Source organism: Exiguobacterium sp. RIT341, from assembly GCF_000632205.1.
GTDB lineage: Bacteria > Bacillota > Bacilli > Exiguobacteriales > Exiguobacteriaceae > Exiguobacterium_A.
The window spans coordinates 172,960-188,695 of the sequence record NZ_JFYW01000001.1; the positions used below are offsets into that span (position 1 = coordinate 172,960).

The 15,736-nt window shown below is 46.2% G+C and carries 16 protein-coding genes; 15 read left to right on the forward strand and 1 reads right to left on the reverse strand.

Going from position 1 to position 15,736, the window contains the following annotated elements; genetic code table 11:
• The first annotated feature begins 144 nt into the window (after window positions 1–144).
• From BW42_RS00870 to BW42_RS00905, 8 genes are all read left to right on the forward strand, one after another.
• Complete coding sequence (locus tag BW42_RS00870; protein ID WP_035406310.1) at window positions 145–1,188, forward strand: glyceraldehyde-3-phosphate dehydrogenase; 1,044 nt, start codon at window positions 145–147, stop codon at window positions 1,186–1,188.
• Between the two features lie 258 nt (window positions 1,189–1,446).
• Window positions 1,447–1,833 (forward strand): adenosylmethionine decarboxylase, encoded by a 387-nt coding sequence (gene speD / locus BW42_RS00875; RefSeq protein ID WP_023469024.1) that lies wholly within the window; start codon window positions 1,447–1,449, stop codon window positions 1,831–1,833.
• A 107-nt stretch (window positions 1,834–1,940) separates the two neighbouring features.
• Entirely contained in the window at window positions 1,941–2,309 is a 369-nt protein-coding gene (locus BW42_RS00880) for a hypothetical protein (protein WP_035406312.1), read from the forward strand.
• Between the two features lie 13 nt (window positions 2,310–2,322).
• Complete coding sequence (nrdR, locus tag BW42_RS00885) at window positions 2,323–2,799, forward strand: transcriptional regulator NrdR (protein WP_035406313.1); 477 nt, start codon at window positions 2,323–2,325, stop codon at window positions 2,797–2,799.
• A gap of 72 nt (window positions 2,800–2,871) precedes the next feature.
• A complete protein-coding gene (locus BW42_RS00890) occupies window positions 2,872–4,233 on the forward strand; it encodes a replication initiation and membrane attachment family protein (RefSeq protein ID WP_035406315.1) in 1,362 nt (453 codons plus the stop codon).
• A gap of 12 nt (window positions 4,234–4,245) precedes the next feature.
• Complete coding sequence (dnaI, locus tag BW42_RS00895; RefSeq protein ID WP_035406319.1) at window positions 4,246–5,163, forward strand: primosomal protein DnaI; 918 nt, start codon at window positions 4,246–4,248, stop codon at window positions 5,161–5,163.
• Between the two features lie 311 nt (window positions 5,164–5,474).
• Window positions 5,475–7,415 carry a threonine--tRNA ligase gene (gene thrS / locus BW42_RS00900; protein ID WP_035406322.1) on the forward strand — a complete coding sequence of 647 codons (1,941 nt, stop codon included), beginning with the start codon at window positions 5,475–5,477 and terminating at the stop codon, window positions 7,413–7,415.
• A gap of 217 nt (window positions 7,416–7,632) precedes the next feature.
• Window positions 7,633–8,838, forward strand: a complete 1,206-nt coding sequence (locus BW42_RS00905; RefSeq protein ID WP_231496830.1) for a hypothetical protein — start codon at window positions 7,633–7,635, stop codon at window positions 8,836–8,838.
• 47 nt (window positions 8,839–8,885) lie between these two features.
• Here BW42_RS00905 and BW42_RS00910 read toward each other — a convergent pair whose 3' ends face one another.
• Window positions 8,886–10,355: a catalase gene (locus BW42_RS00910; RefSeq protein ID WP_035406325.1), complete on the reverse strand. Its 1,470-nt coding sequence runs from the start codon at window positions 10,353–10,355 to the stop codon at window positions 8,886–8,888.
• A gap of 432 nt (window positions 10,356–10,787) precedes the next feature.
• Here BW42_RS00910 and infC point away from each other — a divergent pair, with 432 nt between their 5' ends.
• The 7 genes from infC (at window position 10,788) to pheS (ending at window position 15,724) form a co-directional block, all read left to right on the forward strand.
• A complete protein-coding gene (infC, locus tag BW42_RS00915; protein ID WP_035406328.1) occupies window positions 10,788–11,318 on the forward strand; it encodes a translation initiation factor IF-3 in 531 nt (176 codons plus the stop codon).
• 27 nt (window positions 11,319–11,345) lie between these two features.
• On the forward strand, window positions 11,346–11,540 hold the full coding sequence (gene rpmI, locus BW42_RS00920; protein WP_023469015.1) for a 50S ribosomal protein L35: 195 nt from the start codon (window positions 11,346–11,348) through the stop codon (window positions 11,538–11,540).
• Between the two features lie 37 nt (window positions 11,541–11,577).
• Complete coding sequence (gene rplT, locus BW42_RS00925) at window positions 11,578–11,937, forward strand: 50S ribosomal protein L20 (protein ID WP_012371057.1); 360 nt, start codon at window positions 11,578–11,580, stop codon at window positions 11,935–11,937.
• A 118-nt stretch (window positions 11,938–12,055) separates the two neighbouring features.
• A complete protein-coding gene (locus BW42_RS00930; RefSeq protein WP_035406331.1) occupies window positions 12,056–12,538 on the forward strand; it encodes a dUTP diphosphatase in 483 nt (160 codons plus the stop codon).
• A gap of 12 nt (window positions 12,539–12,550) precedes the next feature.
• Window positions 12,551–13,633 (forward strand): M42 family metallopeptidase, encoded by a 1,083-nt coding sequence (locus BW42_RS00935; RefSeq protein WP_029342316.1) that lies wholly within the window; start codon window positions 12,551–12,553, stop codon window positions 13,631–13,633.
• 7 nt (window positions 13,634–13,640) lie between these two features.
• Window positions 13,641–14,393 carry an RNA methyltransferase gene (locus BW42_RS00940; RefSeq protein WP_035406333.1) on the forward strand — a complete coding sequence of 251 codons (753 nt, stop codon included), beginning with the start codon at window positions 13,641–13,643 and terminating at the stop codon, window positions 14,391–14,393.
• A gap of 308 nt (window positions 14,394–14,701) precedes the next feature.
• Window positions 14,702–15,724, forward strand: coding sequence for a phenylalanine--tRNA ligase subunit alpha (gene pheS / locus BW42_RS00945; RefSeq protein WP_035396564.1), 1,023 nt, complete (start codon window positions 14,702–14,704; stop codon window positions 15,722–15,724).
• Window positions 15,725–15,736: the final 12 nt, after the last annotated feature.

Sequence of the window (15,736 nt, forward strand, 5' to 3'; positions counted from 1 at the left end):
GACAAGTTATGAAAAACATGAAGTGAGAGAAGTTTCCATCTTCTCTCACTTTTTTTAGAGAACATAATGAAATCGCTTACATTTCATGATATAGTTCTATCTGTAAACGGAGCTACATCCGTCACATTGAAGGGGGATCCGCACATGGGAGTCAAGGTGGCAGTCAATGGTTTTGGTCGAATTGGTCGAATGGTCTTTCGACGTCTGATCGCTGAGGGGAAAAGCGAAGTCGTAGCAATTAATGCGAGTTATCCAGTCGAAACACTCGCGCATTTAATCAAGTATGATACGGTACACGGAAAATTCAATTATCCGGTCGACATCATCGATGGGGCGTTGATGGTTGACGGAAAAGAGATTCAAATCGTCAGTGAACGCAATCCTGAGCTATTGCCGTGGGGGGAACTCGGCATCGATATCGTCGTCGAAGCAACAGGGAAGTTCAATTCGGATACGGGCGCTGCGAAGCATTTAGTGGCAGGAGCAAAAAAGGTCGTCATCACGGCACCTGCTAAAGGGGATGTTCGGACGATTGTCATGGGTGTCAATGATGACATGTATGATCATGAAACGGATGATATCGTTTCGAACGCATCGTGTACGACGAACTGTCTCGCACCTGTCGTACAAGTCATCGACCGTGCATTCGGAATCGAATCTGGTCTCGTCACGACGGTTCATGCGTTTACGAACGATCAAAATAACATTGATAACCCGCATAAGGATTTACGGCGCGCCCGGGCATGCGGCTCATCGATCATTCCGACGTCGACAGGCGCGGCAAAGGCGATTGCGCTCGTCTTGCCACATTTGGAAGGGAAATTAAATGGACTCGCGCTTCGTGTTCCGACACCGAACGTATCACTCGTCGATCTCGTCGTCGAAGTCAGTCGAGATACGACGGTCGCTGAAGTGAACGAAGCCTTCACGAAAGCAGCGGACGGTGCGCTTGATGGCATTCTCGGAATGACGATGGAACCGCTCGTCTCAATCGACTTTAACGGAGAAGAACGTTCGACGGTCGTCGACGGGCTCTCGACGATGGTCATGGGTGGTCGTCAGGTGAAGGTCCTCGCTTGGTACGATAATGAGTGGGGTTACTCATGCCGCGTCGTCGATCTCGTACACCTCGTCTCGGCACACTTAGAGGCGATGGGAACCGTTGAAAAAGAACTTGAATTGAATTAATTATAACGGGCAGATCCCAGCAATGACGGGGGCTGTCCCGTTTTTTTTCTTAAAATATATTAATTTTTGAAATTTATCCTTGTGTATCTTTTTGATACTCGCTATAATTCAAATCGTGAACTTCAATCGGTCTGGCAATCGCAGCTTAAAGGGTTAGGACCTCTCTGGACTAACTTTCCCCCGTGGGTGCGAACGACTCAGGCGCAAAGTAAGTGATCAACTACTTTGAAGACCATTGAATGTAGGGGGGATCCACAAATGGATACTATGGGAAGACACATTATTGCAGAACTTTGGGATTGTAATCCTGAAAAATTGAACGACATGGAATTCGTTGAACGACTTTTCGTTGACGCAGCACTTCAAGCAGGTGCAGAAGTACGAGAAGTAGCATTCCACAAGTTTGCACCACACGGCGTCAGTGGCGTCGTCATTATCTCTGAATCGCACTTAACGATTCACAGTTTCCCAGAGCACGGGTATGCATCGGTTGATGTCTTTACTTGTGGGGATCGGATCGATCCAGCCATCGCAGCGAACTACATTGCTGAAAAGCTCGATGCGAAAATCCGTGAAAATGTCGAAATTCCACGTGGTATGGGACCTGTTCAAGTTCCAGCGGCTACTGTCCAGCACGTCAACTGACAATACACACGAATTCGTCAAGCCCTCGTCGTTCAGACGAGGGCTTTTTAATATGTCTGACGTCTGTTATTCTTAATAGTAGAAGAAACAAAGAAAAGAGGATGACCATGGGACTGAAGGAACGTTTGCAAAAACAGCTAGAGACATCCGATACACATAAAAACGAAAACCTACGCACACACTACTACGCAGCAACTGTGGAAATGTTATTTGCTGGTTTAGAAAATATCTTAAAGCAAGATGGCGGAACGGTTCGTCGTGTTGACGCGGAACGTGGAGAACTCGCTTTTACCTTAAAAGAAGTCGATGGACTTGCGACAGTCATCATGGTGGCAGGCGGACGTACTGCCGTCGATCTCTTCTTACACCGTGAAAGTCTTCTCGGACCTGATCTCGAGAAACAAATTGAGCGAATCTATGCATCACTTGATGCAGGGTATCGATTAAAGATGATTGGAACAAAAGAAATCACGTGAACGGAGGTACGGCATGCGCTGTCCAGCCTGTAATTTTAACGGAACAAAAGTACTGGATTCAAGACCAGTCCAGGATTTCGGTTCGATTCGAAGAAGACGTGAATGTGAGTCTTGTGGCTATCGTTTTACGACATTCGAAATGGTCGAGCAGACCCCTTTAATCATCGTAAAGAAAGACGGAACGCGTGACGAGTTCAATCGCGAGAAAATTCTACGCGGATTAGTGCGTGCCTGTGAAAAACGACCGATTTCGATTGAACAGCTAGAAACAGTCGTCAGTCGGGTCGAAAAGGCATTACGAGCGACAGCTCAGCATGAGATTCCAAGTGAGCAGGTCGGACGTCTCGTATTAAATGAACTAGCATCCGTTGACGAAGTGGCATATGTCCGCTTTGCGAGTGTTTATAAACAATTTAAGGACATCAATGTCTTTTTCCAAGAGCTCTCTGAACTGATGGAGCGACATCAGGAAAATGACCGTGAGAATTGAACGTGATATAAGAGAGGTCGTCTGTCCGGTCAGCGCACCTCTCTTTTTCTCCCTAAGGAAAGGACGAGTCAGATGGTAGAACGTGAACTTTCCGGTACCGACCTTTGCTTAGTGATGAGCAATGGTGTCGTCGACCGTGAAGCTTATCAATCTTTATATTATTTATACCAGCCGATTATCGGTGTTAAAGCGCTTGGGCTCTATCAAACGTTTTGGAGTGAGATGATCCCAGGGAAAACGAAATCCCAGTATATTTCCCATGCGGAACTCGGAACACTACTCGGGTTTTCCGTCGATGAGTTCAAGGAAGAGTTATTTAAGCTAGAAGGGATCGGGTTGATTCGAACGTTCGAAGCGCGCCAAGCCGCTTATCGTTACATTTATCAAATCCGGGTTCCGCTTGCGCCGAACACCTTCTTGAATGACGGGGTGTTATCGAGTCTGCTGTTCTATCGCGTCGGTGAAATCCGGTTCCGGTCGTTACAGCATCGTTTTCGGACGGAGCCGCTTCCGAAGAACATCGTTGATCGGACGGTTCGATTTGATCAAGTGTTCGACGTAAAAGCTGGTCTTGCTTCCGCTCATCAGCCGAAAGCTTATGCGAAACAGGAACGTGCGGTATATGAATTCGACTATTCGTTTGATCTAGAAGAGATGAAGCGACAGACCGATCGTTTCCTGCCACGAACATTTTACTCAAAGGCAATCGATCATCTGCTCGTGAAGCTTGCTTACGTCACGCAATCGAATGAAGCGTTGATGGCGGAACTGTTGAATGCCCGTTTCCGTCACGAAGCGTACTTGCCGATGACCGATGCTGAGAAGCAAGAACGCTGCAAACAGATGATGTTGTCAGCGAAACAAAAACTCAGCCGGGAGAAAAAAGCGAAGGTCGCCTCACTAGACACGATCGAGGTCGGAGACATCGAAGCGACGGAGACGATGGAAAGCACCCATCCGAAGCATTATGTAGCGAAGTTGCGAAAGGTCAAAGCGTTGTCTGAACGGGATGAAGAATTGATCCAACAATTGATCATCGATTATGAGATGTCGTCTGGGATCGTCAATGCTGCGTACTACTATGCGCTCGTCATCAAAAAAGATAATCGCTTCAGCAAGAACTTCCTCTTATCGATCGTTGATGATTGGAAACAGAAGGGATACGTGACGGCATCCGAGGCACTAGCGAAGACGCAGGAGCAGGATGAGTTGATTTCAAAAAAGCAGGAGCAAAAACAAGAACGTGCGCGTCAAACTGTTGGTGGTCGCCGGGGACGGACAAGCAACACGAATGGCGGTCCGAATCCGAAGTGGTTGCAAGAAGAGAAAGCAAAACAGCAGGAGTACGAAGCCTCTAAAAAAGCGAGTTTCGAAGCAGATGTTCCAGATGATGAAGAAATGGAACGGATCTTACGAGAACTGAAGGGGAACTAAAGGAGTCGAGACATGGAACATATTCAATCATCTATCGAAAAAATATTAAGTCGACCGGACGTCGCAGAATCGGTTCGAGCGATTCAACAACGAGTGTTGTCTCATCCAGGTGTCGTCATGTTCTTGCGGACACATCCGGAGATCGATCAACGGATGATCGAGCGGGGCATGCTCAAATTGAATGAATATGCGGAACAGATGGACGGAAATCGACTGATTGAAAGTAAGGCAGTCATCGAAGGGTACCAGCCGATCCTGCACGTCGAAAAAGGACAGATCGTCGTCTCGTATGAGAAGTCGCAAGCGTTAAAAGACCGAGAGGATGAACGTGCGCTTGAGAAGAAATTTAAGAGCCTGTTCCTGCCGGATGAAGTCCGCGATGCGAACTTCAGTGATTTTGACTTGTCGACGACGGACCGTAAGCTTGCCTTACGTGCGGCGTCTCAGTTCCTCAATCATCTCCGCTCGAAGGAGACGGTAAAGGGATTGTACCTTCATGGTAGCTTTGGTGTCGGGAAAACATACCTTTTGGCTGCGATCGGGAATGCTTTGAAAAAAGAACGGATTGCAACGATTCTCGTCCATGCCCCGGGGTTTGTCGCTGAAGCGAAACGGAGGATTCGGTCTGACTCGTTTGATACATTCCTCGAAGGATTTCAAACGATTCCAGTATTGTTGATTGACGATATCGGTGCTGAATCGATCAGTCCGTGGGTACGGGATGAATTGTTCGGGATCATTTTGCAGTATCGCATGATGCATCGTCTGCCGACATTATTCAGCTCGAACTTATCTTATGATGAACTCGAGCTCCATTTCGGAATCACAAATGATCAAGGCGATAAATTAAAGGCTGCACGACTGATGGAACGAATCCGGACGACGACGCAACCAATCGAGTTCCTTGGTGAAAATCGACGTCGCTACTAATTTTCCTTGTCAAGGAAGCAACGGATTCGTTATACTAATGACACGTCAATAGACGATGCAACGATTGAGGATATGAAGTATGAAATGAACCAAACTAGCGAGAGAAGAACGGTGGAAGCTTCTCATGGCATCATTCATGTCTTTACTCCCTCATAGCACGAACGGGGCTAATCCGTTTGCGCCTCACGCCCGTTAACGCGTGTTCGAGCCGAACCAGTGCATGGTCCGGGAACGAGGGTGGTACCACGAGATTAAGACTCGTCCCTTTTTAGGGATGAGTCTTTTTTATTTTGTAAAAGGGGGAAACAGTCATGTCAAACATCGCACTTACATTTCCAGACGGCGCCGTAAAGGAATTTGCAGCCGGCACGACAGCTGAAGAAGTGGCAGCTTCGATCAGCCCAGGTCTTCGTAAAAAAGCCTTTGCTGCTAAATTGAACGGGCACGCCATCGATTACCGTCGTCCAATCGAAGAGGACGGTACAATTGAATTGATCATGCCGGATTCAGAAGAAGGGCTCGACTTGATTCGTCACTCATCAGCTCATTTGATGGCACAAGCCATCAAACGTCTGTATCCGGATGAAACGATTCATCTTGGAATTGGACCGACAATCGAGAATGGTTTTTACTATGACATCGATATGGAACGTCGTCTGACAGAAGAGGACCTTCCAGAAATCGAGAAGATGATGAATAAAATCGCCGGTGAAAACTTGCCGATCGAACGAGAAGTCGTCTCGCGTGACGAGGCACTCGCCATCTATAAAGAACTCAATGATCCGTTGAAGATTGAATTGATCGAGTCGATTCCTGCTGATCAGGATTTGACGATTTACCGTCAAGGCGAATTCTTCGATCTCTGCCGTGGACCACACGTTCCAGCGACAGCGAAGCTACAAGTCTTCAAATTGATGAGCATTGCTGGTGCTTACTGGCGTGGTGATTCGAAAAACAAGATGTTACAACGCATTTACGGTACAGCATGGGCAACAAAAGATCAGTTGAAACAACACCTCCACTTCCTCGCTGAAGCAAAAGAACGGGATCACCGGAAACTCGGGAAGGAACTTGGTTTATTCTTCACTTCTCAAGAAGTCGGTCAAGGACTTCCGATGTGGTTACCAAAAGGAGCAGCGATCCGTCGGACAGTCGAGCGTTATATCGTCGATAAAGAACTCGAACTTGGGTATGAGCACGTCTATACACCGGTCCTCGGTTCAGTCGATCTATACAAGACATCGGGGCACTGGGATCACTATCAAGATGACATGTTCCCGAAAATGGAGATGGACAATGAAGAACTTGTTCTTCGCCCGATGAACTGTCCACACCATATGATGGTCTATAAGAACGAACCACGTTCGTACCGTGATTTACCACTTCGTGTCGCGGAGCTTGGTGGCATGCACCGTTACGAAATGTCTGGTGCCTTGACTGGTCTTCAACGTGTTCGTTACATGGTTCTTAACGATGGACATACGTTCGTCCGTCCTGACCAAATGAAAGATGAGTTTAAAGCCATCGTTCATCTCATTCAAGAAGTCTATGCTGATTTCGGGATCACAGATTACAAGTTCCGTCTTTCATACCGTGACCCAGCGGACAAAGAGAAGTACTTCGACAACGATGCGATCTGGGAAATGGCGCAACGTGAGTTGAAAGAAACAATGGATGAGCTCGAACTCGAATACTTCGAAGCAGAAGGCGAAGCCGCATTCTACGGACCAAAGCTTGACGTTCAAGTTCGGACAGCGCTTGGTAAAGATGAGACGCTCTCAACAGTCCAACTCGACTTCCTCTTACCAGAGCGATTCGAATTGACATACAAAGGGAACGACGGACAAGATCACCGTCCAGTCGTCTTACACCGAGGTGTCGTATCAACGATGGAACGATTCGTTGCTTACTTGATCGAAGAATACAAAGGCGCATTCCCAACATGGCTCGCACCCGTTCAGGTGAAATTGATTCCGGTTTCTGGTGTTCATGAAGACTATGCCCGTGAAATCAAAGCGATCCTGTTGAAAAAGGGAATCCGCGTCGAAACAGATTTCCGTGACGAGAAACTCGGTTATCGTATTCGTGAAGCACAAGTCAATAAAGTACCGGTCATGCTCGTTTTAGGTGACAAAGAAGTTGAATCACGCGAAGTCAACATTCGTCGTTACGGTTCAAAAGACTCGAGTAATGCATCACTCGAACAATTCATTGCAGATTTAGAGCAAGAAATCGCAAATCGTTCAAAATAATTCATGTATACAAAAACAATCCGCCCTGCTGATGTAGGGCGGATTGTTTTTGTGATGGGATGCTTGAAAGAAACCAATTTCATACCGATGAAACAGGTAGAACATCCAACTGAATCTATCTAAAATGACCAAATGTCATTTTTCCTTTAATTGGATAAATGCTATAATAAACCTTCAGTGGATGAAATGTTTTGAAGAATGGGAAGGAAGTTACAGATTGAAGAAAACAACTCTCGCTGTATTCATCGCTTCTTCACTTTTAATCGGTATTCATCCGAGCGAAGCGAAGGGGACAACGATTAAAAAAACATACCGGATTACACCAAAAACAGAAGCGATTGACCCAGCAATCCGTAAATATACGACCTATAATGCAAAGACACGCAATCATTATACGATGCGTTCTTATTTGGAACGACTTGAAAAAGAAGGGGGAGGCACCCTCGTTCTAACAAAGGGAACGTATCTGTCCCCGTTACGTGTTGGTATCCCGTCCAATACGACGGTGATCCTAGAGGATGGTGTCATTATCAAAAAGACGACAGAGACAGGGACGACAAAGATTAGTTCGACGACGAGTGTCTTTGATTTCGTTTCGCCATCTGTTTTACGTCTGAATAAAAAAGTTGGCCAATATAACGGTTCCCAGAATGTTAAACTCGTCGGTAAGGGGAATGCACAGATCGACTTGAATCAATATGCGCGTGGTTCGGCTTTCGCTATTGCCCATAATCAAAATTTGTACATCGGCGGTATTACGGTACGGAATCAAAAGGGTTCACATGCGATGGAACTTGATGCAACGAAGAAGGCAGTCATCGAAAACATGAAATTCGTCGATGCCGTCATGATACCGAATACAGGTCCGAATGAATCGATTAATCTCGATACCCCAGATCCAATTACGAAGGGTTTCAACTGGAAGTGGTCGAATCAAGATGGCACTCCAAATGAAGATATCACGATTCGTAATAACTTATTCCGTAACATCAATGTGGCAATCGGCACACATCAATACACGGAAAACAAATTACACACGAATGTCCGGATTGAAAAAAACACGATTGACGGAACGAAGGATTATGCGATTTCGATGATGAACTGGGAGAATCCAACGGTCCGCTACAATACGATCCGAAACGTGCATCGAGCAGATGGAAAAGCGATGACGATTCTCGGTAGAGGAGTTGTCGGAGGGACAATTCGCTACAATCGATTGGAAGACGCGGATCGCGCGATTCAAATGCAACCGTTCCAAAGTAACGGCTATGCTCCAATCTATAATACGTTTACAGCAGATCAAAAACGGTACATGCAACAAAATACGGTCAAGCAGGTTGGACTCGATCAAATCGTCTTATTCAAAAAACTGAACGAGTTCACGTATAAAACGGCAGAGCGTTACGATTTTATTCCATACTAGGACACAAACAAGCACCCAAGACTAGTGTCGAGGGTGCTCGTTTTGCGTTATGAACGCATTTGTTGCAGGAACGGTTCGATATTGACTTGAAGCGCTTCTGATAGCTTCTGACCGAGTGATGCATCAGCACGATAGAAGTTACAGATTGCGAGCAGGACCGTATTTTCATGACGGACTTGCTGAAGGTCGTTGACGAGGTTCTTCAAGAGAGCTGCTTGCTCTTCTTCTGTCAGACGACGGTATACTTCTCCGGCTTGACCAAAGTTATTCGTCTTCTCGATTTCGAGACGACCGTGTTTATCATCAAGCAACGGTTGATTTTCTTCCGTATACTCGGGTGTTTCTTTTGGTTCTTCTTGATAACGGTTCGGTTCGTAGTTGACCGGACTCGTTTGCTGACCGACCGGCATTGCACCGTCACGTTGGTAGTTGTTCACTTGTGCAAACGGACAGTTGATTGGAAGTTGTTGATAATTCGTGCCAATACGGTAGCGTTGTGTATCTGAGTAAGAGAACAAGCGACCTTGTAGTAACTTATCTTCAGATGGCAACATCCCTGGAATCAAGACACCTGGGTTAAAACCAACCGATTCTGTTTCAGCAAAGTAGTTGTCGACATTTTTGTTCAATGTCATTGTACCAACGTGTTGGAACGGAATGACATCCTCAAACCAATCTTTTGTCGCGTCGAGCGGATCGAAATCGAACTGATCGACGTCAGCCGGATCAAGTACCTGTACGAACAGATCCCATTCCGGGTAATCGCCATCTTCAATCGCTTGGAACGTATCGTTTGAAGCATGGTTGAAATCTTTTCCTTGAATCTCTGTTGCTTCTTCAGCTGAGAGATTATGAACACCAGCTTTTGGTACCCAGCGTAGTTTCACATAAACCGTATTACCGTGTGCATTCACCCATTTGAACGAGTGAACGGAAGAACCACGCATTTTACGGTAGCTTGCAGGAATACCCTCATCCGTGAAAAGGTGCATGAGCATGTTCGTCGATTCCGGACGAAGTGTCATGAAGTCCCAGTAACGGTCAGGATCTTGAATATTCGTGCGTGGATCTGGTTTGAGAGAATGGACCATATCCGGGAATTTCATGGCGTCACGAATGAAGAAGACAGGAAGGTTGTTCCCGACGAAATCCCAGTTTCCTTCTTCTGTATAGAACTTGACAGAGAATCCACGTGGGTCGCGGAGCGTCTCTGGAGAATGCGTGCCGTGAATAACAGTCGAGAAGCGGGCGAAAACAGGAACTTCTGTCCCTTCTTCTTGTAAAAACGCAGCTTTCGTGTACTTTTTCATTGAATTTTTGACAGTGAAGACACCGTGAGCACCAAAGCCACGAGCATGTACGACGCGCTCAGGTACACGTTCCCGATCGAAATGGGCCATCTTTTCAATTAATTGATAGTCTTCTAATAAAGTTGGTCCGCGACGTCCAGCCGTACGTGAATTCTGGTTGTCTCCGATTGGTACACCTTGATTGGTCGTTAATCGTTTTTCAGTCATCTGTTATTCTCCCCTTTATGTAAGATTAAATTAATTATAAAACAATAATCATTCTAAATAAACAGTTTTGCTTGCGAATGTTCTGAATCTTTTTTCATGTTATGAATGTACCCGTGAAAAACAGGTTAGAAACTTCTTGCTTATCCGTAAAAGGATTGCTATTATAATCAAGTATGTGAGCAACGTTCTGTAAGAACATAGAAAGCGGCTTGACATCACGGGAAAACAAGTGCTATGATAGCAAAGTGAAATGACAACAAAGCAGAAGCATCCCGCTTCTCACCATGTATGATAACTCGTACTGGTTCATCATGAAGATACGCAATGTATAGCAAATGCTGTGCCTTGGCGTTCCTTATGAGTGTGGGCGGGAAAAACTGCCGACGCTTTTTTTATAGCGTTTTCTATCATTCATTTTTCGTGCAATGCACGATGGAGGTGCTAACCATTAGCAAAGATCTGTTAATCAATGAAAGCATCCGTGCCCGGGAAGTTCGTCTTATCGGAGCGGATGGTGCTCAACTAGGTGTCCAATCACGCAACGAAGCGCTACGTCTCGCAGAGGAAGCGGAACTTGACCTCGTCATGGTCGCTCCACAAGCGACACCGCCAGTTTGTAAGATCATGGACTATGGTAAATACCGTTTCGAGATGCAAAAGAAGGACAAAGAAACTCGGAAGAATCAGAAAGTGATTCAGATGAAAGAAGTTCGTCTTAGCCCGACGATCGAGGAGAACGACTTCCAAACGAAATTCCGTAATGCGAAGAAATTCTTGGAGAATGGTAACAAAGTGAAAGCGAGTATTCGTTTCCGCGGTCGTGCCATCACTCACTCGGAAATCGGTAGACGCGTTCTCGAACGCCTCGCAACGGATTTAAGTGAGTTCGGTGTTGTGGAACAGAGACCGAAGATGGAAGGACGCAGCATGTTCCTCGTGCTTGCTCCTAAGAAAGAAGACTAATCGAATCGAAGTAGGAGGGAATCTCTCATGCCTAAAATGAAATCGCACCGCGGTGCTTCTAAACGTTTCAAACGTACTGCTTCTGGCAAATTGAAACGTGGTCGTGCTTACACAAGCCACTTGTTCGGTAACAAATCAACAAAAGCGAAACGTAAATTACGTAAAGCTAGCATGGTATCTACGGGTGACTTCAAACGCATCCGTCACATGATCGCGAAGTAATTTATCCAATCGTATACAGATTTAGGAGGGAATTTATATGCCACGCGTAAAAGGCGGATATACGACTCGTCAACGTCGTAAAAAACAACTCAAATTAGCTAAGGGCTACTACGGCTCGAAACATACACTCTTCAAGGTTGCGAAACAGCAAGTCATGAAATCTCTCATGTACGCTTACCGTGACCGTCGTCAAAAGAAACGTGACTTCCGTCGCCTCTGGATCACTCGGATCAATGCGGCAGCACGTATCAACGGTCTTTCTTACAGCCGCATGATGCATGGTCTTAAATTAGCAGGTATCGACGTTAACCGTAAGATGCTCGCTGACCTCGCAGTTACAGATGCAACTGCATTTGCTTCACTTGCTGATACAGCAAAAGCAAAATTGAACGCTTAAGTTCTACAATTCGTCGGGGAATTTAATTCTCCGACGTTTTTTTCGATTTAATGATAAAATAAGAAGGCACGTCGATGAGACGGTCATATGATTTTTTTAGATAGAAGGAGAATTAAAGATGGATTGGTTGACACTTTTTGAGATGCAAGAACAGTTGGATAAACGGATTCAGTCAGAACATCAATTAACAGGCAATCAATTCGACGAGCGTCTGCTTGCCTTATTGGTCGAACTCGGTGAACTTGCGAACGAGACACGTTGCTTTAAGTTCTGGTCGAACAAGGGACCATCCGCTCAAGTCACAATTCTTGAGGAATATGTCGATGGCGTCCATTTTCTACTCTCACTAGGTCTAGCGCTTGAGTACAAGAAGAGTCATTTTACAGAAGGTGACTTCTATTTGACAGCAACAGATGCTTTTTTAGACGTCTATAACAAAACGAACGTTTTTGCGATTTCGCGGACGGAACAAAGTTATGATGTTCTGATTGGTGCATACCTTGCATTAGGTGCTACACTAGGCTTTACACAGGATATGATTTTCAAGGCTTACATTTCTAAAAATGAAGCAAACCATGTGCGACAAGACAACGGTTACTAAGGAGGAAATCAGATGAACGAACAATTACATATGCTAAAACGTCTCACGGACGCAACAGGTGTACCGGGAAACGAAAAAGAAGTCCGAAGCCTCATGCGTGAATATTTAGAACCTCATGCAGAAGCATTCCACCAGGATGGTCTCGGTAGTCTGTTTGCTGAACATAAAGGCGCAGGCGAAGATGCACCACGTGTATTGATTGCTGGTCACATGGATGAAGTCGGATTCATGGTCACGAAGATCGATGAAAAAGGATTCCTTCGTTTCCAACCACTCGGCGGTTGGTGGGGTCAAGTCCTCTTGGCACAGCGTATGAACATTGTAACGTCATCTGGTGAAGTCATTCCAGGTGTAATCGGTGCAAAACCACCTCATGTTTTACCACCGGAAGCGCGCAATAAGCCGGTCGACATTAAAGATATGTTCATCGATATCGGTGCTTCATCAAAAGAAGAAGTCGACGGTTGGGGAATTCGTCCGGGTGATACGGTCGTTCCACATTGCGAATTTACTGTGATGAAAAATGAGAACTTCTTGATGGCAAAAGCGTGGGACAACCGGATTGGTTGTGCCATCGCAATCGAAGCAATCAAACGCTTAAAAGCAGACGGTCATCCGAACACGATTTTCGCAGGAGCGACTGTTCAGGAAGAAGTCGGGTTACGTGGGGCTCAAACCGTCGCACACCTGCTGAAACCATCAATCGCCTTTGCAGTCGATACAGGTATCCCAGGTGATACGCCAGGAATGACCGATCGTGAAGCATTGTCTAAATTAGGTGAAGGCGTTCAAGTCATCATGTTCGATGCAACGATGATCGCACATCGTGGATTGATCGATTTCGTGACGAAAGTCGCAACAGAAGAAAATATCAAGTATCAACTGGACTTAACGCCAGGTGGCGGAACGGATGCAGCGAAATTCCATTTGTCTAATACAGGTGTTCCATCACTTGCATTGACTGTACCGATCCGTTACTTGCACACGAACGTCTCAATCATGCATAAAGCCGATTTCGAGGCAGCCGTCGATTTAGTCGTTGCTGTCACAAAACGTCTTGATGCGGAGACCGTCCAAGCGATCTACGAGGGGTAATAAAATAATGAAGCACATCGCATCAGCAAAGAACGAAATCGTTAAACAATGGAAAAAACTCTTAACGAAAAAAGGACGTCTGCAGACGAACCGTTTCTTGATCGAAGGAGAACACTTGATTGAAGAGGCGGTTCGCGCTGGAATCGTCAAGGAATTGATCGTGCGTGAATCGTACCAAGTACCAGGTTCTTGGAAAAGAAATGCCGATGTCTTTACGATCGATGAAGCCGTCATCAAAGTACTGGCTGAGACGGAAACGTCGCAAGGCATCTTCGCTGTCTGTGAGATGAAACAAGCTTCGGCACAATTAGAACGAGGACGCTATTTGTTACTCGATCGTTTGCAAGATCCAGGGAATGTCGGGACGATGATTCGGACAGCTGACGCAGCTGGATTCGATGGTGTCGTCGTCGGACCGGGAACAGTTGACGTCTATAACGGAAAAGTCATCCGTGCGACCCAAGGATCGCTGTTCCACCTACCTGTCATCTCCATGTCGCTCGAAGAGGCAGTCAATGCACTGCACGAGCAAGGAATTGCGGTAATCGGCACGGCGTTAGAAGGAGCAACGTCTTATCAAACGATCGCACCGATGGATGCACTCGGTTTGATCATCGGGAACGAAGCACAAGGCGTTGCGCCAGAATTGCTCTCTTATTGTGATGAGCGTGCCTACATCCCGATCCGCGGTAAAGCGGAGTCATTGAATGCGGCAGTAGCGGCTGGCATTTTGCTCTATCATTTTGCAAGCGTGGATTGAAACCGACAAGCGTTCATGCTAAAGTGAACATCAGGAATACATCATGGACGTTGATGGAACAGAGTACGTTAGGGAATGATTCAATCAGGGAGAGGCAGTCATAGACTGAAAACTGCTTCGTGAATCTGCTAACCGAATTCACTCCGGAGTCGCACGAGAGATCGTGACGGGATGCGCCCGTTATCGCGCAATTGGAGGACTTTTCGATTGAAAAGTCAAACAAGGGTGGTACCACGGTGTTTACATCGTCCCTTCGGCATTTGCCGGAGGGACGTTTTTTTATATCTTCAACTAAAGGAGTGGGAAAGATGCGCGAGCAATTAGAAGCATTACGCGATGAAGCGTTGACATTAGTCGATCAGGCAACAACACAAAAAGATCTTAATGACGTCCGAGTCAAGTATCTCGGGAAAAAGGGACCAATCACAGAAGTATTACGAGGAATGGGAAAGTTATCAGCGGAAGAACGACCAGTCGTCGGTGAGATCGCTAATACGGTCCGTCAAGCGATCCAAGAGCAACTCGAACAACGTCTGACAGCTGTCAAACAACAAGAAATGGATGCGAAACTAGCAGCGGAAGCAATTGACGTCACTTTACCAGGTCGTCCGAAAAAGGTCGGTCATGCGCACCTCTTGCAACAGGTGACGGATGAGATCGAAGACATCTTTGTCGGACTCGGTTATACGATTGCCGAAGGACCAGAAGTCGAGCAAGATCTTTTCAACTTCGAGATGTTGAATCTGCCGAAGGATCACCCAGCACGTGATATGCAAGATTCATTCTACATCACGGAAGAAATTTTGATGCGAACGCATACGTCACCAGTCCAAGCGCGGACGATGCTCGCTTCTAAAGGGGAACCAATCCGTATTCTTTGCCCAGGTAAAGTCTATCGCCGGGATGAAGATGATGCGACGCACTCGCACCAATTCATGCAAGTCGAAGGACTAGTCGTCGGAGAATCGATTTCGATGGCAGACTTAAAAGGAACGCTTGAGGCTTTTGCGAAGCAGATGTTCGGTGAAGCGCGTGAAGTCCGCTTACGTCCAAGTTTCTTCCCATTCACGGAGCCGTCCGTCGAAGTCGACGTTTCGTGTTTCAAATGTGGCGGTAAAGGATGCAACATCTGTAAACAGACGGGTTGGATTGAAATTCTAGGTGCTGGAATGGTTCATCCTCACGTTCTCGAAATGGCCGAATATGATAGCACGAAAATGTCAGGTTTCGCATTCGGAATGGGCATCGAACGGATTGCCATGTTGAAATACGGTGTCGATGATATTCGCCACTTCTATACGAATGACGTTCGCTTCAGCGAACAGTTTTAAGGGGGAACGCAG

What these genes read in the sequence shown, in the direction of transcription:
- pheS (WP_035396564.1), top strand. Translation starts at nt 14,702, where the DNA reads ATGCGCGAGCAATTAGAAGCATTACGCGATGAAGCGTTGACATTAGTC.
- dnaI (WP_035406319.1), top strand. Translation starts at nt 4,246, where the DNA reads ATGGAACATATTCAATCATCTATCGAAAAAATATTAAGTCGACCGGAC.
- thrS (WP_035406322.1), top strand. Translation starts at nt 5,475, where the DNA reads ATGTCAAACATCGCACTTACATTTCCAGACGGCGCCGTAAAGGAATTT.
- BW42_RS00870 (WP_035406310.1), top strand. Translation starts at nt 145, where the DNA reads ATGGGAGTCAAGGTGGCAGTCAATGGTTTTGGTCGAATTGGTCGAATG.
- BW42_RS00890 (WP_035406315.1), top strand. Translation starts at nt 2,872, where the DNA reads ATGGTAGAACGTGAACTTTCCGGTACCGACCTTTGCTTAGTGATGAGC.
- speD (WP_023469024.1), top strand. Translation starts at nt 1,447, where the DNA reads ATGGATACTATGGGAAGACACATTATTGCAGAACTTTGGGATTGTAAT.
- rplT (WP_012371057.1), top strand. Translation starts at nt 11,578, where the DNA reads ATGCCACGCGTAAAAGGCGGATATACGACTCGTCAACGTCGTAAAAAA.
- BW42_RS00910 (WP_035406325.1), bottom strand. Translation starts at nt 10,355, where the DNA reads ATGACTGAAAAACGATTAACGACCAATCAAGGTGTACCAATCGGAGAC.
- BW42_RS00930 (WP_035406331.1), top strand. Translation starts at nt 12,056, where the DNA reads ATGGATTGGTTGACACTTTTTGAGATGCAAGAACAGTTGGATAAACGG.
- nrdR (WP_035406313.1), top strand. Translation starts at nt 2,323, where the DNA reads ATGCGCTGTCCAGCCTGTAATTTTAACGGAACAAAAGTACTGGATTCA.
- BW42_RS00935 (WP_029342316.1), top strand. Translation starts at nt 12,551, where the DNA reads ATGAACGAACAATTACATATGCTAAAACGTCTCACGGACGCAACAGGT.
- BW42_RS00940 (WP_035406333.1), top strand. Translation starts at nt 13,641, where the DNA reads ATGAAGCACATCGCATCAGCAAAGAACGAAATCGTTAAACAATGGAAA.
- rpmI (WP_023469015.1), top strand. Translation starts at nt 11,346, where the DNA reads ATGCCTAAAATGAAATCGCACCGCGGTGCTTCTAAACGTTTCAAACGT.
- infC (WP_035406328.1), top strand. Translation starts at nt 10,788, where the DNA reads ATGGAGGTGCTAACCATTAGCAAAGATCTGTTAATCAATGAAAGCATC.
- BW42_RS00880 (WP_035406312.1), top strand. Translation starts at nt 1,941, where the DNA reads ATGGGACTGAAGGAACGTTTGCAAAAACAGCTAGAGACATCCGATACA.